General features: G+C 42.8%; 22 protein-coding genes. 7 read left to right on the top strand and 15 right to left on the bottom strand.

The features are described from left to right. Nucleotides 1-493: 493 nt before the first annotated feature. The 8 genes from argH to OCK74_RS03095 form a co-directional block, all read right to left on the bottom strand. Complete coding sequence (gene argH / locus OCK74_RS03130) at nt 494-1,798, bottom strand: argininosuccinate lyase (RefSeq protein ID WP_279295532.1); 1,305 nt, start codon at nt 1,796-1,798, stop codon at nt 494-496. 94 nt (nt 1,799-1,892) lie between these two features. Further along, entirely contained in the window at nt 1,893-3,038 is a 1,146-nt protein-coding gene (locus tag OCK74_RS03125; protein WP_279295531.1) for a M20 family metallo-hydrolase, read from the bottom strand. Between the two features lie 50 nt (nt 3,039-3,088). Beyond that, entirely contained in the window at nt 3,089-3,877 is a 789-nt protein-coding gene (argB, locus tag OCK74_RS03120; RefSeq protein WP_279295530.1) for an acetylglutamate kinase, read from the bottom strand. Nucleotides 3,878-3,914: 37 nt separating this feature from the next. Continuing rightward, nucleotides 3,915-4,868 (bottom strand): Rossmann-fold NAD(P)-binding domain-containing protein, encoded by a 954-nt coding sequence (locus OCK74_RS03115; protein ID WP_279295529.1) that lies wholly within the window; start codon nt 4,866-4,868, stop codon nt 3,915-3,917. Nucleotides 4,869-4,907: 39 nt separating this feature from the next. Continuing rightward, nucleotides 4,908-6,122, bottom strand: coding sequence for an aspartate aminotransferase family protein (locus OCK74_RS03110; RefSeq protein ID WP_279295528.1), 1,215 nt, complete (start codon nt 6,120-6,122; stop codon nt 4,908-4,910). Between the two features lie 36 nt (nt 6,123-6,158). Beyond that, nucleotides 6,159-7,202: an N-acetyl-gamma-glutamyl-phosphate reductase gene (gene argC / locus OCK74_RS03105; protein ID WP_279295527.1), complete on the bottom strand. Its 1,044-nt coding sequence runs from the start codon at nt 7,200-7,202 to the stop codon at nt 6,159-6,161. 60 nt (nt 7,203-7,262) lie between these two features. After that, nucleotides 7,263-8,507 carry an argininosuccinate synthase gene (gene argG, locus OCK74_RS03100; protein WP_279295526.1) on the bottom strand — a complete coding sequence of 415 codons (1,245 nt, stop codon included), beginning with the start codon at nt 8,505-8,507 and terminating at the stop codon, nt 7,263-7,265. Nucleotides 8,508-8,584: 77 nt separating this feature from the next. Continuing rightward, nucleotides 8,585-9,286 (bottom strand): GNAT family N-acetyltransferase, encoded by a 702-nt coding sequence (locus tag OCK74_RS03095; protein WP_279295525.1) that lies wholly within the window; start codon nt 9,284-9,286, stop codon nt 8,585-8,587. Between the two features lie 455 nt (nt 9,287-9,741). On the opposite strand from OCK74_RS03095, the gene OCK74_RS03090 reads away from it, so the two are divergent. Next, nucleotides 9,742-11,337: an acyl-CoA carboxylase subunit beta gene (locus tag OCK74_RS03090; protein ID WP_279295524.1), complete on the top strand. Its 1,596-nt coding sequence runs from the start codon at nt 9,742-9,744 to the stop codon at nt 11,335-11,337. Nucleotides 11,338-11,405: 68 nt separating this feature from the next. Next, entirely contained in the window at nt 11,406-11,885 is a 480-nt protein-coding gene (gene rnhA / locus OCK74_RS03085; RefSeq protein WP_279295523.1) for a ribonuclease HI, read from the top strand. A 68-nt stretch (nt 11,886-11,953) separates the two neighbouring features. Here rnhA and OCK74_RS03080 read toward each other — a convergent pair whose 3' ends face one another. Together OCK74_RS03080 and manA are read right to left on the bottom strand one after the other, a co-directional pair. Continuing rightward, a complete protein-coding gene (locus tag OCK74_RS03080; RefSeq protein WP_279295522.1) occupies nt 11,954-12,556 on the bottom strand; it encodes a DUF6580 family putative transport protein in 603 nt (200 codons plus the stop codon). Nucleotides 12,557-12,593: 37 nt separating this feature from the next. Beyond that, a complete protein-coding gene (gene manA / locus OCK74_RS03075) occupies nt 12,594-13,817 on the bottom strand; it encodes a mannose-6-phosphate isomerase, class I (RefSeq protein ID WP_279295521.1) in 1,224 nt (407 codons plus the stop codon). A 27-nt stretch (nt 13,818-13,844) separates the two neighbouring features. On the opposite strand from manA, the gene OCK74_RS03070 reads away from it, so the two are divergent. Then, nucleotides 13,845-14,198 (top strand): YraN family protein, encoded by a 354-nt coding sequence (locus OCK74_RS03070; RefSeq protein ID WP_279295520.1) that lies wholly within the window; start codon nt 13,845-13,847, stop codon nt 14,196-14,198. Here the strand turns inward: OCK74_RS03070 and OCK74_RS03065 are convergent. Continuing rightward, nucleotides 14,195-14,695 carry a YkgJ family cysteine cluster protein gene (locus OCK74_RS03065; protein WP_279295519.1) on the bottom strand — a complete coding sequence of 167 codons (501 nt, stop codon included), beginning with the start codon at nt 14,693-14,695 and terminating at the stop codon, nt 14,195-14,197. The genes OCK74_RS03070 and OCK74_RS03065 overlap by 4 nt on opposite strands. A gap of 68 nt (nt 14,696-14,763) precedes the next feature. Between OCK74_RS03065 and OCK74_RS03060 the strand changes: the two genes are divergently transcribed. The 3 genes from OCK74_RS03060 (at nt 14,764) to OCK74_RS03050 (ending at nt 16,897) form a co-directional block, all read left to right on the top strand. Beyond that, a complete protein-coding gene (locus OCK74_RS03060) occupies nt 14,764-15,414 on the top strand; it encodes a hypothetical protein (RefSeq protein ID WP_279295518.1) in 651 nt (216 codons plus the stop codon). A gap of 72 nt (nt 15,415-15,486) precedes the next feature. Further along, entirely contained in the window at nt 15,487-16,398 is a 912-nt protein-coding gene (gene xerD, locus OCK74_RS03055) for a site-specific tyrosine recombinase XerD (RefSeq protein ID WP_279295517.1), read from the top strand. A gap of 112 nt (nt 16,399-16,510) precedes the next feature. Next, nucleotides 16,511-16,897: a VOC family protein gene (locus OCK74_RS03050; RefSeq protein WP_279295516.1), complete on the top strand. Its 387-nt coding sequence runs from the start codon at nt 16,511-16,513 to the stop codon at nt 16,895-16,897. A gap of 2 nt (nt 16,898-16,899) precedes the next feature. Here OCK74_RS03050 and moeB read toward each other — a convergent pair whose 3' ends face one another. The 4 genes from moeB to OCK74_RS03030 form a co-directional block, all read right to left on the bottom strand. Next, complete coding sequence (gene moeB, locus OCK74_RS03045; RefSeq protein WP_279295515.1) at nt 16,900-18,042, bottom strand: molybdopterin-synthase adenylyltransferase MoeB; 1,143 nt, start codon at nt 18,040-18,042, stop codon at nt 16,900-16,902. A gap of 60 nt (nt 18,043-18,102) precedes the next feature. Continuing rightward, nucleotides 18,103-18,540 (bottom strand): type I restriction enzyme HsdR N-terminal domain-containing protein, encoded by a 438-nt coding sequence (locus OCK74_RS03040; protein ID WP_279295514.1) that lies wholly within the window; start codon nt 18,538-18,540, stop codon nt 18,103-18,105. A 9-nt stretch (nt 18,541-18,549) separates the two neighbouring features. After that, nucleotides 18,550-19,617: an NAD-dependent epimerase gene (locus OCK74_RS03035; RefSeq protein ID WP_279295513.1), complete on the bottom strand. Its 1,068-nt coding sequence runs from the start codon at nt 19,615-19,617 to the stop codon at nt 18,550-18,552. 153 nt (nt 19,618-19,770) lie between these two features. Then, entirely contained in the window at nt 19,771-20,451 is a 681-nt protein-coding gene (locus OCK74_RS03030; RefSeq protein WP_279295512.1) for a hypothetical protein, read from the bottom strand. A 225-nt stretch (nt 20,452-20,676) separates the two neighbouring features. Between OCK74_RS03030 and secA the strand changes: the two genes are divergently transcribed. Beyond that, complete coding sequence (gene secA / locus OCK74_RS03025; protein WP_279295511.1) at nt 20,677-24,000, top strand: preprotein translocase subunit SecA; 3,324 nt, start codon at nt 20,677-20,679, stop codon at nt 23,998-24,000. Nucleotides 24,001-24,074 lie beyond the last annotated feature (74 nt).

The following is a 24,074-nucleotide window of genomic DNA, read 5'->3' as shown; positions in this document are numbered from 1 at the left end:
TGTTGGGAGTATCGATACAGGAGGTATGCTTTAGCGTGGATGAGAGGAAAGAATGACGAATGGTGAATGGTCAATGGTCAATGGTGAATAAAGGGAAGTGTAAAGGGAGGGGGTTCAAAACTTGGAAGGTGGGGGTTGGTTGTGTATCTTTAGACTCAGTTCCATTGACTCCGTTCAGGGCATTGAAGGCGTTCTGCCTGTAGGTTGTTTTCCCCTAATTTAGGAGCATTTGCTCAATTCAGATCGAAGCATAGTCGAAAGATGGTCGAAGGATAGTCGAAGGATGATCGAGGTAGCCTAGCCTTAAGTACGGCTGATGTATACTTATGGTACGGCTTAGCTATGGAGTAGGTAGGGAGTATCTATACTCCAAGTATGCTTCAGCAACGAAGGATTATATAAAAAAAGCCACTCTTCAGTGGCTTGGAGGGTGATTATATTCTTTTATAGCCTGACTCGTATATCCTTTTTATTCTGAGCACAACTAACTCTTTTACAAGTGGAATTTCCGGAGGGTGGCATCCATCATCTTTTTGATTTCATCATTGCATAAGTTACCGATGCTGCCTTCGTGGGTATGGTGCAGACCTTTGGTATAATCGAAGTTAAACTCTCCTTTTTCAATTTGATTACCTACCTGCTGGTATGCTTCGCGGAAAGGTATGCCCTGGTTCACCAGTTCATTTACGGCTTCTACGCTGAACAGGTATTTATATTTCTCATCTGCCAGGATGTTGTCCTTGATCTCAATGTTTGTGAGCATTAAGTGCGCCAGTTGCAAGCAGGCTTTCAATTCTTCAATGGCAGGAAACAGGATTTCTTTGGTCAGTTGCAGGTCGCGGTGGTAACCTGAAGGCAGGTTATTCAACAATAATGTCAGTTCGTTGGGGATGGCCTGAATGCGGTTGCATTTTGCACGAATGAGTTCAAATACATCCGGGTTCTTTTTGTGCGGCATGATACTACTACCTGTAGTCAACTCGGAAGGGAAGGAAATAAAATTGAAATTCTGGTTGATATAAAGACAGCAATCCATTGCCAACCTGCTTAAAGTAGCGGCAATGCAGCTAAGGCCCATGGCTGTTACCTTCTCGGTTTTACCCCTGGTCATTTGGGCGTAAACAGAGTTGTAGTTCAGTGAAGCAAAGTGAAGGGCATTCGTGGTGAAGGTCCGGTTCAGAGGGAATGAAGAACCATAACCAGCCCCACTTCCTAATGGGTTTTTATTAGCAACAACATAAGCCGCAGCGAGCATTTCAAGGTCATCAACCAGGCTCTCGGCATAGGCACCGAACCAAAGTCCAAAAGATGAAGGCATACCGATCTGCAAATGCGTATAGCCAGGCAAAAGCTTGTCCTTGTACTTTTCGCTGTTCGCGATCAACAAGTCGAACAAGGTTTTTACTTCGTCCTTGACGAGGAGGATCGTTTCGCGTAAAAACAATTTGATATCTACAGCAACCTGGTCGTTGCGGCTGCGGCCACTGTGAATTTTTTTGCCAATATCACCAATGCGTTGGGTGAGCAACAACTCTACCTGTGAGTGTACATCTTCTACATTTTCAGCTATGGAGAATTCTCCTTTCTGGATTTCCTGCTGGATGTCCTGTAATGCTTTAACAGCAGTTTCTGCTTCATCCTTTGTCATCAGGCCCACTTCTCCAAGCATCGTTACATGTGCAATGGAACCCTGCACATCATGTTTTGCAAGGAGCTGGTCAAATTCCTTATCCCTGCCCACTGTAAACTTTTCTATGATCTCAGAAACGGAAGTACTCTCTTTTTGCCAGAGTTTCATCTGTGTATTTTTTATTTTTAAATGATCAGGTGGAATCCGCCATAAAAGTTTTCATCGCTATTGGTATTATAGCATCAAAATTTTATGGCTCATTTCATAATACCTGATTTAAAAGTTTGATATAAAGATCAATGCCCTCTTTTATTTCGTCTATATAAATAAACTCATCTGCCGTATGGCTCCTCGCAGAATCCCCGGGGCCCATTTTTAAAGCGACAAATGGCATCAATGCTTTATCTGATGTTGTGGGAGAGCCATAATAAGTCCTTCCCAGCTTTATTCCTGCCTGCACAAGCGGATGCTCCAAGGGGATTCCTGACGAACGCAGGCGGGTACTTCTTGGCTTTGCATCGCACTGCACATTACTGCGAATAATATCCAGGACCTCTTCAAAAGTATACAATTCATTCACCCTGATATCTACCACAAATTTGCATTGTGCAGGCACTACATTATGGGCTTTGTTCTCGGTTTCAATGACCGTTACGCTCATTTTTACCGGCCCTAATAAATCAGAAACCTTTGGGAACTGGTAGGATTGAAACCATTCAATATCTTTCAGTGCTTTGTAGATAGCATTTTCCCCCTCATTACGAGCCGCATGCCCGGCCCTTCCCTGAGCCATACAATCCAACACCATCAATCCTCTTTCAGCAACAGCCAATTGCATAAGTGTGGGTTCGCCAACAATTGCGCACCAGGCAACAAAAGGGTTTTTAGCCCCGGCTCCAACGGATTGCAGGAATTCAGGAGCGCGCAATAGGGCTTCAATTCCATTTTTGCCGCTGATCTCCTCTTCTGCAGTAGCCGCGTAAACAAGATTGTATTTGAGCTCCTGCTGATTGTAATAATGTAGGAATAGAGCTAGCAGGGAAACCAGAGCTCCACCAGCATCATTACTTCCCAAGCCAAATAATTTGCCGTCCTTTTCTATAGGAGCGAAAGGATCCAAAGTATAGCCTTTATTAGGCTTTACGGTATCGTGGTGAGAATTTAATAGAATGGTTGGTTTTGAGGCGTCGAAATATTTATTCTTTGCCCAAACATTATTTAAATACCTTTCAGAAGGCACATTGAACGTATGTAAAAAAGCTTCGATCGCGGCAGCCGTGTTCTCTTCTTCCTTGCTGAACGAGGGAAGTGCAATTAATTGCTTGAGTAAAGAAATTACAGGATCCGCTCTGCTCTCATCACCGGGGGAAATATTGGATCTTGTATTCTTGTTTTGATCATTGATCATTTCAGACATCAATTATTGAATATAAAGCAAGGTGCACTAAAATAAAAGCATTATGCTTCTGCCCTGATTGTTGTTCCGGCTTGGCCTTTAATCAATTGGCCCAATTCTTCCGCCTTGCCAATGATCACTTTTTGAACCCCGCTGTTCAGTGCAGCAAATGCATTATCCAGCTTAGGGATCATGCCGGCGAAAATGGCACCTTCAGCTTTCAACTGCTGGTAAGAAACAGGATTGATCTCATTAATCACTGTTGAATCATCTTCCGCATTACGCAGTACACCGCTTTTTTCAAAGGAGTACACCAGACTTACATCAAATGCCTGGCTTAGTCCCTTTGCAATTTCCTGAGCTATAGTATCTGCATTGGTGTTCAACAATTGTCCTTGCGCATCATGCGTAATCGGTGCTACGACAATGTTGATATCCTGGTTCAAGAGGGTTTGGAACAAATCTGTATTGATGGCATCCACATCACCCACAAAACCATAATCGATTGCGGCTCCTCTCCTCTTATGTGCCAGGATTGCATTTCCATCAGCCCCACAAATGCCAATAGCATTGGTACCTGCGGCCTGCAATTGCGCTACAATATTTTTATTCACGAAACCAGCATACACCATGGTAACCACCTTCAGTGTTTCCGCGTCTGTAATCCGGCGGCCCTCCACCATTTGCTGAGGAATATCCAATTGTGCAGACAGTCTTGTAGCCAGTTTACCACCACCGTGCACCAGAACCTTCTTTCCTTCAACAGATGCAAAGGTTTTCAAGAAAGAAGACAGTTTAGCCTCGTCATCAATAATGTTTCCACCAATCTTAATTACAATGAGTTGCTCCATTTGTTGCTTGCTGTGATTAGAAAAGTATACTGAATACTTACATTTTAGAAAGAATTTCTGAAAGCACAGCCTGTGCAGCCCAAACCCTGTTACCTGCTTCATGGGTAACAATACTATTTGCACTATCCAGCACATCGCCGCCTAATTCCAGATTTCTTCTCACCGGAAGGCAATGCATCACCTTAGCATTGTTGGTTTGCTTTAGCTTCTCGTTGGTCAACATCCAGCTTTGATCGTTTGAAAGAATCTTTCCATAATCCTGGTAACTGCTCCAGTTCTTCACGTAAATGAAGTCAGCATCTTTCAGGGCTTCATCCTGGTTGTGGGTAATGGTAGCTCCTTTTGTGAATTGCCCGTCCAGTTCATAGCCTTCAGGATGTGTCACTACAAAGTCTGCCCCGCCCCAGGCGTTCATCCATTGTGCAAAGCTATTAGCAACACATTGCGGCAAAGGCTTTACGTGCGGTGCCCAGGTCAAAACCACCTTTGGCTTGCGCGCCTCTTTGAACACTTCTTTTATGGTGATGAGGTCGGCGAAGCTTTGTAAAGGATGTAAGGTGGCACTTTCCATGCTTACTACAGGAATGCCGGCATATTTAATGAATTGATTAATGTACAGTTCACTGTAATCCTCTTCCCTGCTCTTCAGTGAAGGGAAAGTTCTGATGGCCAGAATATCAAAGTACTTGCCCATGATGGGAGCCGCTTCTTTGACATGTTCTACCGTGTTGCCATTCATGATCGCATCTTCGCCAAATTCCAAAGCCCAGCCCTCCTGGCCAACATTGAACACAATCGCTTCCATCCCAAGGTTCTGGGCGGCGATCTGTGTACTAAGGCGGGTACGCATACTTGGGTTCAAAAACAGGCAACCAATGCGCTTATTGGTACCCAATGTTTTGTCTTTGAAAGGATTGGCTTTGTAATCCAATGCCTTTTGTACAAGGCTGTCGATGTTTGATACGTCCTTAACAGAAATGAACTGGTTCAATTTTAGCAGGGTTTAAAATTACAATCTAAAGAACTTCAATCAGGCTTTGCTTTCATTAGTCACTTCAACTTTTTTTTCGCCATTCAGCACATTGATCTCTTCCTGCAGCACATCTAAAAACTCATCAATTTGCTTGCGTGTAATGGAGAGTGAAGGCAGTAAACGGATCACGTTTGGCTTGGCTTCACCAGTAAATATGAAGTGTTTATATAAGAGATTCTTGCGAAGGTCTTTTAATGCTTCGGGTACGTCGAAGCCAATCATCAGGCCACGGCCTCTTACGTTTTGGATACCTTCAATTGTTTTCAGACGGTTCATCAGGTACTGACCACGCTGTACGGCTTTTTCGATCAAACTATCCTTTTCGATCACTTCCAGAACTGCAAGAGCGGCAGCACAAGCTAACTGGTTGCCTCCAAATGTAGTACCGAGCATACCGAACTTTGGCTTGATGTGGGGTGCGATTAAAATACCACCTATCGGGAAGCCGTTGCCCATGCCCTTTGCCATTGAATAAATATCAGCATTTACACCAGCATGGTCATGCGAAAAGAATTTACCGCTGCGTCCATAGCCACACTGCACACTATCCGCAATCAATAAAGCACCATTCTGATCACACAAGCGGCGGATCAACTGCAGGAAGCTGTCGGTAGCTACATTGATACCACCTACGCCTTGAATGCCTTCAATGATCACTGCGCAAACTTCATTTCCCTTTGTCTGGAAATAAGATTTCAGAGCAGCTTCATCATTGAAAGGAAGGAAGTCTACATTTTCAGTTTCATTTACCGGGGCTACAATCGCAGGATTGTCGGTAGCAGCCACCGCCAGTGAAGTTCTTCCGTGGAAAGCTTTTTTGAAGGCTACAATCTTTTTCCGGCCTGTATGGAAAGAAGCAAGCTTTAACGCATTTTCATTAGCCTCAGCCCCGCTATTGCACAGGAAAAGCTGGTAACCGGTCTTGCCACTTACTTTAACCAGTTTATCTGCCAGTTCCTGTTGAATAGGTATCTTAACCGAGTTGGAATAAAAGGCAATTTTGTTCAGTTGGTCTTCAATTCTTTTCACCCAATGAGGATGTGTATGACCAATACTGATGACAGCGTGACCACCATACATATCAAGGTACTGCACACCGGCATCATCCCACACATAACAATCTTTTGCACGTACAATGGTGATGTCGTTGAGGGGATATACGTTAAATAGTGTGCCGTCGTGCTCGGAGCTTGTTTTATTGGGATTAGTCATTTTGTTCTCAAGTGTTTAATAAATTAATTAAATTCCTTAAAAGCCCATGGGTTTTAAGGAAAGGCCGGCACATTCATCAAAGCCGAACATAAGGTTCATGTTTTGCAATGCCTGCCCCGATGCTCCTTTTAATAAGTTATCGATAGCTGAATGCACGACTAACTTAGAGCCCACTTTCTCGAGGTGAATCACACATTTATTGGTGTTAACCGCCTGCTTTAAAAAGATAGGAGTTGTGCTTATAACAGTAAAAGGATGATCATGGTAGAAATCCTGGTATAATTGATTCAGTCGTTCCTGGGTTAAATCCGAATCGATCTGTGAACTAATGAAAATACCCCTTGTGAAATCACCTCTCCAGGGCACAAAGCTGATATCTATCTGGCTACCAGGCTGCAATTGATGGAGTGACTGTCCTATTTCATGCAGGTGCTGGTGAGAAAGGGTTTTATAAGCCTGAATGTTATTAGCCCTCCAGGAAAAATGCGAGGTAGCAGCCAGGCTTTGCCCTGCACCGGTAGAACCAGTGATACCTGTAGTATATACATCATGCAGCATGCCCGCTTTTGCCAATGGTAACAAACCTAATTGAATGGCAGTAGCAAAACAACCAGGATTAGCTATGTTCTGAGCAGAAATGATCTTTTCTCTATTCAACTCAGGCAAACCGTACACGAACTTACGGGCATCGAATTTTGAGGTCTGTGTAAGCCTGAAATCCTGAGAAAGATCGATCACCTTTATTGTTTCCTCAATAATGTGCTCTTCCAGGAATTTCTTTGCTTCGCCATGACCTACACACAAAAACAAAACATCAATATCATTGCTCAACTCACCAGCAAATTTCAACTCTGTATCGCCCAACAGGTCCTGATGTACAGCATACACAGGTTTGCCCGCATTACTCCGGCTATGGATAAAGGAAACAGAAACATAAGGATGGTTGATCAGGAGACGGATCAGTTCACCACCAGTATAGCCAGCGCCGCCAATGATACCAACTTTAATCTTGCTCACACCCCGGTCCGCCATAAGCGGAGAGGGCTGGGCTGCGGGGCTCTTTTTTTTAGAAGCACTCATTGTTTTTAGAATTCGTTAGGTTGTGAATTAACAAATCGGGTCTGTGCGTGGATACTCCTTTTAGGCATTGGAGGTATTATCTTCCTGCACCTGGAAATAAATAGAAGTTTGATTGCCAAAGATCTTGCTGAATCCTCTTACATCTTCACCGCTCCAACCTGTATTCATTTCGCCGTACTTACCAAATTTGCTGCTCATCAAATCAAATGGAGATTCGATACCGATCACCTGGAAGCGGTAAGGAAGTAATTGTACGAATACTGTCCCGGTAACGCTTTTTTGGGAACTTTCCAGGAAAGCCTCAATGTCTCTCATCACGGGGTCCAGGATTTGGCCTTCATGCAGCCAGTTGCCATAGAACTGGGCCAGTTGGTCTTTCCAACCCAATTGCCATTTGGTCAGCACATGCTTTTCCAAAGCATGGTGTGCTTTTAAAATCACCATAGGAGCAGCTGCTTCAAAGCCTACGCGGCCTTTGATACCAATGATGGTATCGCCCACATGGATGTCCCTGCCAATGCCATAAGGTCCGGCAATAGACTGAACATATTGAATTGCTTCGGTAGGATGGCTGAATTCCTTGCCATCTACCTTTACTAATTCCCCTTTCCTGAATTCCAGTTGCAATTCTCTTGCTTCTGAAGCAGTTACCTGGGTTGGCCAGGCCTCTTCCGGCAACATGCCTTTAGAAGACAGGGTTTCTTTACCACCAACGGAAGTACCCCAAAGTCCTTTATTAATTGAATAAACCGCTTTCGCAAAGTTCATTTCTACGCCCTTGCTTTTCAGGTAATCAATTTCCTGTTCGCGGCTCAGTTTCAAATCACGGATGGGTGTAATAATTTCAACACCCGGGATCATAATATGAAAGATCATGTCGAAGCGCACCTGGTCATTACCAGCACCGGTGCTACCATGAGCTACAGCATCAGCATTCAGCTTTTTAGCGTGTTCTGCAATATGCAGGGCCTGGCTTAAACGCTCAGCACTTACACTTAAAGGATAGGTATTATTCTTTAAAACATTACCAAAAATCAGGTACTTAATAATGCGGTCATAATAGCCTTTTACAGCATCGATGGTTGTATGCGTTTTTACACCCAGGTTGTAAGCATGCTCCTCAATCTTTTTCAGTTCCTCTTCACTAAAACCGCCTGTATTTACAATAATGCTGTGAACCTCGTATCCTTTTTCCTCAGTTAAATATTTAACGCAAAAAGTAGTATCCAATCCGCCGCTAAAACCTAAAACCACTTTATCACCAGCTTTCAAACCAGTTTGCTGAGCTTCACTATTATTTGACATTTCCTGCATGTTTATGTTCCGGTTATTAATTGAAATTTTATAATACTGTTAAAGATCTCTGCCCTAACTGGGAAGGATTAAAAGTTAAAAAAATGTGTTAACATAGATTTGAAGCGTGAAGTTCCGTTCTGCAGCCTCTTCAAACGATTCAGGAAACGGCTTTGCTTAAATTGGAGTAAGCGTTCATACACTTTTGACTTCTTTTCAAAATATTCCTTTGTTTCTTCGGGCTTATAATGATCTTTCGGATCATAGAGCATAGCCGTGCAAAGGCAATTCTTCCGGTCTTTGCTCATCAGGATATCGTAATTCACGCAGCTTTTACAGCCAGCCCAAAACGCTTCATCCTGAGTAAGCTCAGAGTAAGTAACCGGCTCATAGCCCAGTTCGCTGTTGATCTTCATAACAGCCAGACCTGTAGTCAGACCGAATATTTTGGCGTCAGGATATTTTTCGCGGGAGAGATCAAAAATTCTTTTTTTGATGCCTTTAGCCACCCCACTTTTTCTGAAAGCAGGCGACACAATCAGTCCAGAATTGGCAACATACCCGCCATGGCTCCAGGTTTCAATGTAGCAAAAGCCAACCCATGTGCCATCTTCGGTAACCGCAATCACGGCCTTACCTTCATCCATTTTCTGGGATACATATTCAGGGGACCTTTTAGCTATACCTGTGCCACGAGCCTTTGCAGAGGCTTCCATTTCGTTGGTGATGATTTCAGAATAAATCTTATCTGCAGGGGTTGCTACCCTGATGATAATATTTTGATTTTCCACGCTATAAAAGTATTTAGGAAAAAACTATAAAAGGATTACCAGTCCCAATTAAAATATGAATGTTCGGGGAGATATTTCACTGATAGGGGCCTTGGTGAACGGGGCTCGTCCTATCAGCCCTCACGTCGTCTTGAAAGATAGCGGAAAAGGTCAAAGCAAACAGCATACACACCCGTAGCCATGAACGGGTGAAAAACAAAGTATTTAGTATGTGTATTAGAGTTCACTTTTCTTGAAGTTGGCGCAAAGTTATATGATAGCATAAAAAAACAAGCAAAAAATTTTCGTAATAATTCCACAACTTTTAGACATGGTTCATTATGCCAAAACCGAACCAATTGCAATTCAATCTAATTGAAGGAGGTTCGCTAAGCGTTGAATTGAAGGAAATTTCGGAAATCTGTTAAAATATTGCTAATCGCCCTTCCGTTATCTTTGCTTTATAACCCATGCATATGCAAAAATTGCTTGACCTACGAAACGAACGACTGGAAAAAATCCGACTGGGCGGTGGCAAAAATGCCATTGCCAAACAAAAAGAAAAAGGAAAACTTACTGCAAGAGAGCGCATCAACTATCTCATTGATGAAGGTTCTTCATTCACAGAAATCGGCGCATTCGCCGGTTTCGAAATGTATGAAGAGCAGGGAGGCTGCCCAGCCGGAGGAACGGTAGCCGGAGTGGGCTATGTCAGTGGAAGACAGTGTGTAATTGTGGCCAACGATCAGACGGTGAAAGCAGGCGCCTGGTTCCCCATAACGGGAAAGAAAAACCTGAGAATGCAAGAAATAGCCATTCAAAACCGGTTACCTATTATTTACCTTGTGGATAGTGCAGGCGTTTATCTTCCCATGCAAGATGAAATTTTCCCCGATAAAGAGCATTTTGGACGCATCTTTTATAATAATGCCCAAATCAGCGCCATGGGTATATTACAAATTGCTGCTGTAATGGGCTCTTGTGTAGCAGGTGGTGCCTATTTACCTATCATGAGTGACGAAGTTTTAATGGTAGAAGGAGCTGGTTCTATCGTCATTGCAGGTCCCTACCTGGTTAAGGCAGCAATTGGAGAAGACGTTGATATTGAAACACTTGGCGGTGCTGTTACCCATACCGAGATTTCCGGTATGGCTGATTATAAATTCAAAACAGAAGAAGAATGCCTTGACCAGATCAAAAGGATCATGGACAAACTGGGACGATCTGAAAAAGCTGGTTTTGACAGGGTGCAGCCTGTCGAGCCCAAAATAAACCCGGAAGAATTACATGATATTGTTCCACTGGACAACACCAAGCCTTATGATATGCTGCAAGTCATTGAAAGGATCGTAGATAATTCGGAATTTGACCAGTTTAAAGAAGACTATGGCAAGACTATCCTGTGCGGCTTTGCCCGCATTGATGGCTGGGCTGTGGGTATTGTTGCCAACCAGCGCAAGATCGTCAAAAGTAAAAAGGGTGAGATGCAAATGGGAGGAGTGCTGTATAATGATAGTTCAGACAAGGCGGCCAGGTTTATCATGAACTGCAACCAGAAGAAAATTCCGCTGGTGTTTTTACAGGATGTTACAGGGTTCATGGTAGGCACCCGAAGCGAGCATGCCGGCATTATTAAGGATGGTGCTAAAATGGTGAATGCAGTTGCCAATTCGGTTGTACCCAAGATCACCATTGTTGTAGGCAATGCGTTTGGCGCAGGCTACTATGCTATGTGCGGTAAGGCCTATAATCCAAGGTTCATTTATGCATGGCCTACGGCCAAAATTGCTGTGATGGGAGGCGAACAGGCCGCCCGTACATTGCTACAGATACAGGTGGCAAGCATGAAAGCTAAAGGAGCAAAAGTATCGGCAGAAGAAGAATCCCGCCTGCTCAATGAAATAAAGGGCAAGTATGAAAAACAAACTACTCCCTATTATGCAGCAGCCCGCTTATGGGTGGATGACATTATTGATCCACTGGAAACACGGAAAGTGATTTCAGAAGCCATAAACGCTGCCAATAACAACCCCGAGGTGCCGGAATTAAAAGTTGGTGTTTTTCAGGTGTGATTTCTGAAAACCTGTAAGGTTTTTCAATTGTTATAGGTTTTATTTGCAGCTCAGGTAATTTAAACTAGATGTCAAACCCAATTACAATTTACACGGACGGTTCATCGCGTGGTAATCCCGGACCCGGAGGGTATGGAGCCATTTTAATGAGCGGGAATCATTACAAAGAATTATCAGCAGGATATCGCAGAACCACCAACAACCGGATGGAATTGATGGGCGTTATTGCCGCACTGGAAGCATTAAAGAAGCCGGGACAACACATTACTATTTATTCCGATAGTCAATACATTGTAAAAGCCATTCAGCAGGGCTGGCTGAATAAATGGATGGCCACCAACTTTGCCGGCGGCAAAAAGAACAAGGATCTGTGGGTTCGCTTTTACAATTTAGCCAAAGGTCATCACATTAAGTTTGTGTGGGTAAAAGGCCATGCAGATAACATGTACAACAACAAATGCGACCAACTGGCAACCACCGCCGCAGATGGCAGAAACCTCCAGGTGGATGAAGGATTTGAAATGGATCCCAATCACTTAACATTATAACAAAAAGCCCTGGAGTCAAATTTCCGGGGCTTTTTGTTATATCTCAACAAATTAATCAACAAATTAAGTTATGCCAGGCTGTGAACTGTTTTTGGTTCAGCAACCATTTTGTTGATCAGGTAAAACCCGCCAAACAATATTCCGCAGAAAAACAGGTCGCCTACCAAAACATTACCGGCAAATCCATTAATCAGGCCGTATTCACGATAAAAAGCCAGGCCATCATTATAGCACATCAACAAGCCATCAAAAGTTTTAGGGCGGTTAAAACCACCACCACCTGCCCAAACTACAAAGTTGGAAGCCAGGAAATACATCAATGAGCCACTAACTGAAAAACCAATTACGTTGAGCACATTTACTCTCTTCATTAAAAACCCGAAAAGAGTTAAACCAGCAAAAAGCAGGTAATTGTGCCACTGACCCACATAAAAACCTTGAATTTCACTTAACCCAGCTACGTAAAGAGACTCATACAAAACATCTGAAAGCAGCATGGAAAGAAGTGGCAGTACAAATGCAAGACGTTTATTGCTAATAACAGCACCTCCAAAAATGGCTAAAGCAATTTGTGGTGCAAAACCGTAAGGACGTCCATCCCATACACGGTACAAAGCCGCCACCAAGATCATCATTCCAAAAATAAGCAGCAGGGATTTATTAAGTTTCATCAGTAAAAGTTTAGACAAAAGTAAAGAAACAAGAGATTTATTCCTCAATCATCTGGGGTACAGCTGCCCGATACACTTCGGCCGGGCTGTTGGATACCAGTTGATAAGAAGTTCCGGCACAAACAAACGCGGCTTCGCCCTTGGAAAGACTCAATTGCACACCCTCACCTTTTACGCTAATGCTACCATCCAGTACCAATAGTATTTCGGCGCTATAAGTCCGAAGTTGCTGTTCTCCATTTTGAAGCAAATACTGATATAACTCAAACTCTGGTGCGGGAGTTTTGAACTGTATTTCCTCCTGTTCGTGCGCATGAGCCCCTAAAATGGTGGGGATCGTTTCTTCAAAACGGACATGCTTCATCAGCTCGTGCACATCGATGTGTTTATCAGTTAACCCTGCGCGCAGCACATTATCCGAATTAGCCATAATTTCTACATTCTGGCCTTCCAGGTAAGCATGAGGCAATTGAGCAGGCTGATAAATACCTTCACCAACCTGAAGATGTACCAGGTTGAATAAATAAATAGAGAAGATACCACGGTCGTACTGCCCATCTTTACAGAAAGTTTCAGCTGCGCGTGCTACCCAGAATTCCTCCTGGCTTTTCAGCAATTCACCATTCTTATATAAAGGGAGCACCCTGGCGACCTCTAATCCCAAAATTTGGTTGACCTCTTCCTGATCCATCAACATCACTTTTTCATACAGGCCCTGGTAACCATTTTTTTCAAACTCTTCGAGTAAAAAGTCAAAATCAGGCACTGCAGAAAGTACTTCTTTGAGTTGGTCAGCGGGTTTAAATCCATGTAATAACCAAAAATCACTAAGTGCCACCATTAGCTCAGGCTTGTGATTTTCATCTTTATAATTGCGGTGAGGGGCTGTAACCGGTATTCCAATCGCATTTTCAGCAGCATATCCAACCTCTGCCGATGGTTTGCTGGGGTGCACCTGAATGGAAAGCATTTGCTTTACATCCAACACTTTGAGCAGATAAGGCAGCTCACCAAATCTTTCTACGACTTCCTGTCCTAAAGCTTTTAATTTATTTTGCTGTATCAACTGGTTGAGCGCTGTTTCCTGGCCATCGATCTCTACCGTACTGGAGTGATTAGGGTGTGCTCCCAGCCAATATTCGGCATAAGGCTTTTGATCCGGATTTTTTGTACCCAGCAAATTGGGTATATATTGAGTGCCGCCCCACGAATAGTGTTGTACTTTTCCTTTTAGCTTACAGATGTTTTGAAGTGTAGACATTAACTGTTATTTTGGCGACAAAGATATATGGCAGCACACAATCAACTAGGGCAAAAAGGTGAAAGCATGGCCGAAGACTACTTCCAGCGTAATGGCTATACGATCCTGCACCGCAACTGGCGCCACAGTCATTTAGAAGTAGACCTAATAGCTACTAAAGGTAAGTTGTTACATTTTATAGAGGTCAAAATCCGGTCTTCGCAAAAACATGGTTACCCTGAAGATAGCGTCACCACGAAAAAATTGAAATTCCTTTTGAAAGCTGCAGATGCATTCCTGTACCTCCATCCTCAATATAAGCTCATTCAATTTGATATCCTGTCCATCACACTCACCAACACTGAACCAGAATACTTCCTGATTAAAGATGTTTATCTCTAACCGTTGATCCGCTCTATCATTTTTTCCACCATTTTAAATGTTGCGGGGCAATATTGTACATTTTGCTTGTGTACATGCATATAGTTAACCATTCGTTTTTTTGTCAGGTGAGGAAAGCCGGCACAATCTGCAGGACGCACATCGTAAATCATACACTTATTATCATTGCGATTCAGAAACTGGCATGGACGGCTACTGTTCATCCATTCACCAGTTTTCGCATCCTGAACCAGCCATTTTTCTTTAAACTGCTTCATGGTCATACCCAGCTGAGCGGCAATGCGTTTGATATCCTGGAAAGTGTACGTAGGCGTCATTTCACGGCAACAATTAGAGCACAACAGGCAATTGGTTTCCGCCCAGACATCTTTTTCAATGATTTCAGCCAACGCATCCAGCTTCTTAGGCGGATTGTTTTCCAACTTTGTCAAAAAACGCCTTAACCTGCTTTTGTGCTTCAACATATAGCTTTTGAACTTGCGCCGGAAATAAGACATATGGTAACTTTTCCTCCGAAGTTATATGAATTCGATCAATTACATTTGCCAACCTTAAAATGAGTCTAATGAGATATTTATTTTCAATCATTTCTTTATCCTTACTCTTTGCAAGCTGCTCCAATAACAAAGAGACTGCCTCCGCTAAACCTTTTTGTGATACCACTTGCAATACAGACACTTTTAAATTTGCAGGAGATCACAAGCTGAAACCAGTAGTGACCATATCAGTGAACAATTGCATTGCCGACACGCTTTCATTCAGCCACGAAGCCATGCCAGCCAGCCGCCAGGTTCACATGGGCACCTATCTTGGCCACCTTGTACGCCTGAATAACTCAGCGATCAGTGCTTATTTCAAAGATACCAGCTATGTATGGTTAACTTTCAACGATTGTGCTACCGGACGCGGATATTTGCTGAAACTGCCATTCAATAAAAAAGAGAGCATCCGTAAGATGTCCAGTGCTATCAACAGTTTTGACAAAAAATTCGTACTTCCAGAAGACCTGCGTGCCTATGCTGACTACAGTACTATCTATGTAGAAGATATAGCTACCGGTAAATCTGAAACCATGACTTTCAAAGAAGAGTACAAGATTGACTGGGATAACATTCATGAAACTATTGACTCAGTTAACATCAGCCGTAACCGCATTTATGTTCAATTGAAGAAAGACGGACAAATCGTTCCAATTGAAAAAAATATAAGCTTATAATTATTTATGGTCTGTGGTTTGTAGGTCTACACTGAAAAAGACAAACCACAGACTTTTGACAACAAAACTTTCATGTGGGAGCCATACAAAAAAGGATTTAAAGCATACCTGCAACTGGAGCGTTCTTTATCTGACAATTCGGTTGAAGCTTACCTGGCAGATATTGAAAAACTAACGGCTTTCCTTCAACATACCTCTACTTTAAAGACCCCCTCCGAATTAGCATTAAGTGACCTGCAGTCATTTATTAAATGGGTTGCAGAAATAGGCATGACACAGGCCTCACAGGCCCGCATCGTTTCAGGTATTCGCGCATTTTACAAATACTGCCTGTTGGAAGACATCACCAAAACCGACCCAACAGTGCTCCTGGAAGCGCCTAAACTGAAACGCCACTTACCTGACGTATTGAGCTTCGATGAAATTGAAAATATCATAGCCCAAATTGATCTTAGCACTGCCGAAGGAGGACGCAATAAGGCTATACTGGAAACCATGTACAGTTGCGGCCTCCGGGTAAGTGAAGTAGTTAATTTAAAACTATCGCAATTATTCCTGGATGTGGGATTCATCCGAGTTGTGGGCAAAGGCAATAAAGAACGGTTAGTTCCCATTGGCAGCAGCGCCATCAAACACATTACTATTTATCGCAAAAATATTCGAGTACACCTGCCTGTTCAAGCTGGTGAAGAAGACATATTATTTCTTAATCGAAGGGGCAAAAGACTTACCCGTGTCATGATTTTTCTGATCATTAAAGACCTTGTAAAGAAGGCAGGTATCACAAAAAATATATCACCCCACACCTTCCGTCATTCCTTTGCTACCCACCTTGTTGAGGGCGGTGCCGACCTGCGTGCCGTTCAGGAAATGCTTGGGCACGAAAGCATTACCACTACCGAAATTTATACACACCTGGACAGGGAATTTTTGCGGAAAACTTTGGAAAAATTTCATCCAGGATTTACAAAAAATAAGCAATAAGGCATTTTTCTATGGCTTAACTTCACATCTCAACTGAGTTCCGATCCTTTGAAGCCCCCTCCAAGCCCTTGAAATATTCTGTGTTTTTTAATAACACGAAGATTCCATTGTTATGGATAAAAACTCAAATGCGTTGAATTGGTTTGAAATACCTGTTACCGACTTAACCAGGGCCAAAATGTTTTATGAAACAATCTTCCAAATTAAAATGCAAATAATGCCTGAGATGCTGGGCATGAAGATGGCAGCTTTTCCAGGGGAAGCCAAAAGTGGGAAGGTAATTGGAGCCATCTGCGAAAGTGAAGTACACGAACCTTCCATGGATGGTGCAGTTATTTACTTAAATGCCAATCCTTCTATCCAGAAGGTACTTGACCGTATTGAACCAGCCGGTGGACAAGTGCTCATGCCCAGAACAGAAATCACTCCGGAAACTGGCTACATGGCTTTTTTCATCGATACTGAAGGAAACAGGATAGGATTGCATGCCATGCAATAGCATTATTCATTTTCTTCCAGATAGGCTATGATTCCTCCTTTAAGATTATATAAGTTTTCAAAACCAAACATTTGCTGTAGCTCACGAATAGCACGGGCGCTACGACCACCTGATTTACAATGCACCACTACTTTTTTGTCGCGTGCAATTTTATAAGCATGTTCCGAAATTGAACCCAACGGAATTAATTCTGCGTTGATGTTTATACTTTCATACTCATGTGGTTCGCGAACATCTATTACTTGAACATCTTCTCCATTGGCTTGCCATTGTCTTAGTTCTCCAGGATTAATTTCCTTTATGTCCACTTCGCTGGTCTTTATACCACAAAACTGTTCATAATCGATCAATGACCTGATGGTAGGATTGGCCCCGTTCAGAGGATTATCCATACTTCTTTTGATCTTCAATACGCGGCTCTCAAAACGCAAAGCATCAAACATATAAAAACGGCCACTCAAAATCTCCCCGATACCGGTGATTATCTTTATTGTTTCCAAAGCCTGCACACTACCAATTATACCGGGCAAAACACCTAACACACCTCCTTCAGCACAATCCTGTACTGTTCCTGGTTCAGGTGGTACCGGGTAAAGATCACGGTAATTAGGCCCCAATTCCCCATCTGGCTGCCTGAAATTAAATACGGATACCTGTCCTTCAAATTGGTGAATGGAAGCATATACATTGGGTTTTCCAAGCAGGACACAGGCATCATTGATCAGATAACGGGTAGGAAAGTTATCGGTGCCATCAGCTACTACATCGTAGTCCCGAATAATGTCCATTGCATTTCCGGAGGTCAGCCTGGTATTGAAAGGCACAATTTGGATGTGTGGATTCAATGCTTCTAACCTTTTACGGGCAGCTTCAACTTTGGGTTGCCCTATAGATTCTACTCCATATAAGACCTGCCGCTGCAGGTTGCTTTCATCTAACAAGTCAAAATCTACAATACCAATAGTACCAACACCGGCTGCTGCCAGGTATAGTAAAACGGGACTCCCTAAACCACCACAGCCAACTACCAGTACCTTTGCAGCTTTCAACTTCTTTTGGGCTTCCACACCAAATCCAGGAATTATGATATGACGGTTATACCGGGCAAGCTCGTCCTGATTAAAGTGAAGATCTCGATTTTCCATAATTGACCATTTTGATTTTGAAGTCTATTAACATCAATTGCTGGTTTTTGAAACAATACCTCATTGCCAGGCTGGCAAATGATCCAACTCAATCAATTTCCCTTCTTGTTTTTGCCACCCTCTTGTAGTAGTGCCATTCGTTATGACCAGATACTCCACCGGAACACTGATGTTGTAGCGCAACACTTGTTCCAGGACTGCTGCACTTAACGGCACTTCTGGGGCTTTACACTCTACCATCAGCCATGGCACAAATGCCTTATTATATATAAGTATGTCGAATCTTTTTCTGAGGTTATTCAAAGAAACCTCTTTTTCTAATGCAATCAATGTGGATGGATAACCCAGTACCTTGATCAAATAGTTTACAAAGTTTTGCCGTACCCACTCTTCTTCTGTAAGCTGAAGCCATACTTTGCGGATGGCATCAAATATGAAGTGCTTCTGCTCCTCTTCCCTGATATTAAACTGTGGTTCAGGGTATTCAACATGAATCATGGACCAAACTTATTGAAACTTGACCGGGACTTTATAATATTCTTTATACCAGGCAACAAATTGCCTGATGCCATCTTCAATAAGCGTAGACGGATGGTAATGAAAATCATTTTCCAACGCAGAAACATCTGCATAGGTAACATGAACATCACCGGGCTGCATTGGCATCATTTGTTTTTCAGCTTCCACACCTAGCTCTTTCTCTAATAAATTAATAAAGTAAAGCAAGTTAACAGGCTTGTGATTACCTATATTATAAATACGATAGGGGGCTTTTGAACTATCGGGCGAGGGATTGGTATCCATCCATCCGGGGTCAGACGATGCTGGTTGAAACAGCACTTTAGCAACACCTTCCACGACATCGTCAACATAGGTAAAATCTCGCCTCATTTCGCCACCATTAAAAACTTTTATTGGCTTACCGTCCAAAATGGCATTTGTAAAAGAAAAATAAGCCATATCTGGCCGGCCCCACGGACCATAAACGGTAAAAAACCTCAAGCCAGTTGTAGGAATTTTATAAAGGTGACTATAAACATGCGCCAATAATTCATTGCTTTTTTTAGTGGCCGCATATAATGAAACAGGATGGTCTGTGTGTTGGTCTGTTGCAAAAGGGATCTGGGCATTTAAACCATAAACACTTGAACTGCTGGCATAAACCAAATGTTTTACCGGGTAACTTTTACAGCACTCAAGTATATTGGTAAAACCAACAACATTACTATTAATATATGCCAAAGGATTCTCTATACTGTACCGAACACCTGCCTGTGCTGCTAAGTGGCAAACAACATCGAAATGGCTTTCATTAAAGAGCTTCGATAAAATATCTCCATCTTCCAGATTAGCCTTAATAAATGAAAAACCATCACTTTTTGTGCTTTGGATCAGCGTATCAGGTTCAATTTCCTGTTGATTGATCCCAAGTTCCTGTAAACGGCCGAACTTTAATCCAACATCATAATAATCATTAATATTATCCAGACCAACGACTCTATGCCCTTCTGTCAGCAACTTTTTCACCAGATGAAACCCAATAAAACCAGCAGCACCAGTTACCAGAATTTTCATTATATATTTTTTAATTCTTGAGGCGCGAAATTATCAAGTAATGTTGTATGGAACCAAGAGTTAATTTTATCAAGCACAAGTCAGTCTTCCATGACCAGCGCACATATGTATAAAAAACATGTTTATTTTTCAGGACATCTTTTTATGAAGTCCTCAGTCCTTTAACACCAAGTCTCGTCTTAAACTATAAGTTATTGAAAGGGTTCCCTGTATCCCGGAACGTAGTTCGCTTTCTGATTCCCTGGAAATTTCAAGAACTACCGGCCCGCTCTTTAAAGTTTGCAGAGAACTTTTTTTAATAATAAGTTTCCCGTTTTTAACAGCTTCCAATTGATTGATGCCATTGCTTTTGAAGGCGGTATCCATCACAACCACCCTGACCACATCTTCTGGCAGTAAGCCTTCCAGCAGCAAAACAAGATCACCTGCTTTTGAAACCGGCCCACTAAAATCCGTTAACAGTGACATTGAGTGAAACTCAAAATCTTCTTTATGTTTTTTATTATCGGTGCTAGTAAACGTTAAGGCATGCTGCCCTTCAAATTCTGATACGGGATTTTGCAGTTCATAATAAGGACCCAAATACCGGCTACTATCCAATTTCATGGCATGTCCGTCTAATTCTATTTTCGACGGTTCTTCAAGGGTGAGTGCATTTTTCATTGTTTGATTTCCAAATAACCGAACAACACAGGTGGCCATTTCACTCCCCTCCTCTGCCCTTATATCATAATGAGCATATATCCCCGGCTCATTCCTATTTATTTTAACCACATCGTCATCGGTACATGAAGCCAGGATCAATCCCGCCATAACGAAACAAAATCCTTTCATACAGGTAAATTACAGATAATATCCAGCCAGATTGGTATAAAACAAAACAAATACCCTGATAGCAGGTTAAGGTTTCCCTATAGCTGTAAACAGCATTCCCAATTTCAATTATCTTTGAACTTTCTGTCAAAATGGCTTTGATCCAAGTTCAGCATCTTTTTTGACAAGGAATCCGGACAGTTAAAAACCTGTCCGACTTTAGATTTTATATTTTAATTATTTATTATGGGCTTTTTTTCAAAAATATTCGGTGGCAGCAAGTCTGAAAAAGATGTGAAAAGCATTATGCCGCTGGTATCTAAAATTAATCAGAACTTCAACGCTTACCAAAGCCTCAGCAACGATCAGCTTCGCAATAAAACGAATGAGTTTCGTCAACGTATTAAGGAATATCTGAAAGATATTGATGCAACAATTGAAGCAACGAATAAAAAAGCAGATGAACTTCCTTATAACGATCTCACAGGCAAAGATGCTATTTATCAGCAGGTAGATAGTTTGAAAAAAGACAGGGACCAAAAAATAGAAGAAATCTTAAAGGAATTACTTCCTGAAGCTTTTGCAGTAGTTAAAGAAACTGCCCGTCGCTTCAAGGAAAATGCAGAGATTGAGTCTACAGCAACAGAGCTGGACCGCGAGCTGAGCGTTACCAAAAACTATATAAGGATCCAGGATGACAAAGCTTATTTTCAAAATGCATGGACGGCAGCCGGTGGACAAATTACCTGGAACATGTTGCACTACGATGTGCAATTGATTGGAGGTATTGTACTACACCAGGGTAAAATCTCAGAAATGGCGACCGGTGAAGGTAAAACCCTGGTATCTACCCTGCCAGCGTATCTCAATGCCCTTGCTGGTGAAGGAGTACACATTGTTACTGTGAACGACTACCTGGCCCGTCGTGACCAAGAATGGAACGGACCCATTTTCGAATTCTTAGGGCTGACGGTGGATTGTATTGACAAACACCAGCCAAACACTGAAGACCGTCGCAGAGCTTATAATGCAGATATTACATACGGTACCAATAATGAATTTGGCTTTGACTACCTGCGTGACAATATGGTGCACACCCCGGAAGAAATGGTACAGCGCAAACACCATTATGCAATGGTGGATGAGGTGGATAGTGTATTGATCGATGATGCCCGTACACCATTGATCATTTCAGGCCCGGTGCCCCGTGGTGACGACCAACAATTCCATATTCTGAAGCCCCGTGTGCACCAGCTAGTAGATGCACAGGAACGTTTGGTCCGCGGCTTCCTGAACGAAGCTAAAAAGAAAATTGCCGCCGGAGATGATGATCCGAAAAGCGGAGGCCTGTTTTTATTCCGTGCCTATCGTGGTTTGCCTAAATATGGTCCGTTGATCAAGTACCTGAGCGAACCAGGCGTGAAGGTAAAACTGCTAAAAGCAGAGAACTACTACCTGGCTGACCAGCAGCGTAACATGCATATTGTAGATGAACAACTTCTTTTCCAAATAGATGAAAAAAACAAAGCCGTTGACTTAACGGATAAAGGACTTGCAGCTATTACAATGGCTGGAGAAGATCCCGAGTTTTTTGTATTACCGGATATTGGCGTGCGTCTCTCAGAGATTGAGCAGGCAGATATTCCGGCAGAAGAAAAATTACGCGAAAAGGAAGCGATCTTAAATGATTATTCACAAAAGGCAGACCGAATTCACAGTGTTCAGCAGCTGTTAAAAGCTTATGCTCTTTTCGATAAGGATGTAGAATATGTGGTAATGGACGGTGCTGTAAAGATCGTAGACGAACAAACCGGGCGTATCCTGGACGGGCGTCGATACAGTGATGGTCTGCACCAGGCTATTGAAGCTAAAGAAAATGTTAAGATCGAAGCAGCAACACAAACCTATGCTACCGTTACGCTTCAAAACTACTTCCGGATGTACCACAAGTTGGCGGGTATGACTGGTACAGCCGAAACAGAAGCAGCAGAGTTGTGGAGCATATATAAACTGGATGTGGTAACCATTCCAACCAACATCCCGATCATCCGTAAGGATGAGCAGGACCTTGTGTATAAAACCAAGCGCGAGAAATATAAGTCTGTAATTGATGAAATAGAGGCCCTCCGCAATGCAGGCCGCCCCGTACTTGTAGGTACTACATCGGTGGAAGTGAGTGAACTCTTAAGCCGCGCCCTGCAGGTGAAAAAAATACCACATAATGTACTGAATGCGAAACAACACGCCCGTGAAGCACAGATTGTGGCTGAAGCCGGTTTGGCTGGCGCCGTAACTATTGCCACCAACATGGCCGGTCGTGGTACCGACATCAAACTCGGGCCTGGAGTGAAAGAGGCGGGTGGTCTTGCTATTATTGGCACAGAACGCCATGAAAGCCGCCGTGTTGACAGGCAGCTGCGTGGTCGTGCTGGTCGTCAGGGAGACCCTGGTACATCTCAATTCTATGTATCGCTGGAAGATGACCTGATGCGTATGTTCGGCTCTGAACGTATTGCCGGTATGATGGACCGCTTTGGTTACAAAGAAGGCGAAGTGATCCAGCACAGCATGATCACCAAGTCCATTGAAAGAGCACAAAAGAAGGTAGAGGAAAACAACTTTGGTATCCGGAAGCGCCTGCTCGAGTATGATGATGTAATGAACAAACAGCGTAATGCGATTTATGATCGCCGCAACCACGCCTTGTTTGGAGACCGCCTTGCTTTGGATATTGACAATGCATTCTCTGTAACTGCAGAAGAACTGATCAGCATTTACCGCGAACAAGAAGATTTCGAGGGCTTCAAACTGGCTTGCATCGTCAACTTTGCTATCGACACCAAGATTGACAAAGAACAGTTCTTAAAAACAGATATGAACACATTGGCGGATCAACTGTATGTGGAAGCTATTGAGAACTATCAACGTCATAAAGATGATGTAAAAACCCAGGCTGTCCCTGTTTTCCAAAATATCCGCCAAACACAGGGCGCCCATATCGAAAATGTGATCGTACCATTTACTGATGGCCGTAAAGGAATCAATGTAATGGCCAGCCTGGATAAAACACTGGCTACCGAAGGTGAGGAACTGTGTAATGCTATGGAGCGCAACATTACCCTTGCGATCATTGATAATAGCTGGAAAGAGCACCTGCGCGCTATGGATGATCTGAAACAGAGCGTACAAACAGCCTACCTGGAACAAAAAGATCCATTGGTAATCTATAAAATGGAGGCTTATAACCTGTTCAAGAACATGAGCAGTGAAGTGAACAAGGAAATCGTTTCTTTCCTGTGCCATGCAAGTTTACCGGTGCAGGAAGAAGTGCCGCAACAGGTTCACGAGGCTCAAATACAAAGAACAGATATGAGCCATATGCATATGAACAAGGAAGAGATCGATGCTGTTGGTGAAGATTATGCAGCGAATGAAAAGGATTATTATGATCCTTCTGAAACTGCAGTCAAGCAAGAACCCATCAAAGTTGGGCCAAAGATTGGACGCAATGATCCTTGTCCTTGTGGCAGCGGAAGGAAGTATAAAAACTGCCACGGTAAGGATCTTTAATAAAATGATCATTCAGAAAATAAAAAATGCCGCTGTTTTGCGGCATTTTTTATTGAAGTTTGCCAATTATTTTT

It is taken from the genome of Paraflavisolibacter caeni (assembly GCF_025628885.1).
Classification (GTDB): Bacteria; Bacteroidota; Bacteroidia; order Chitinophagales; family Chitinophagaceae; genus Flavisolibacter; species Flavisolibacter caeni.
Note: the sequence above shows the minus strand (reverse complement) of the source record. Positions and strands in the feature narration are given on the sequence as shown.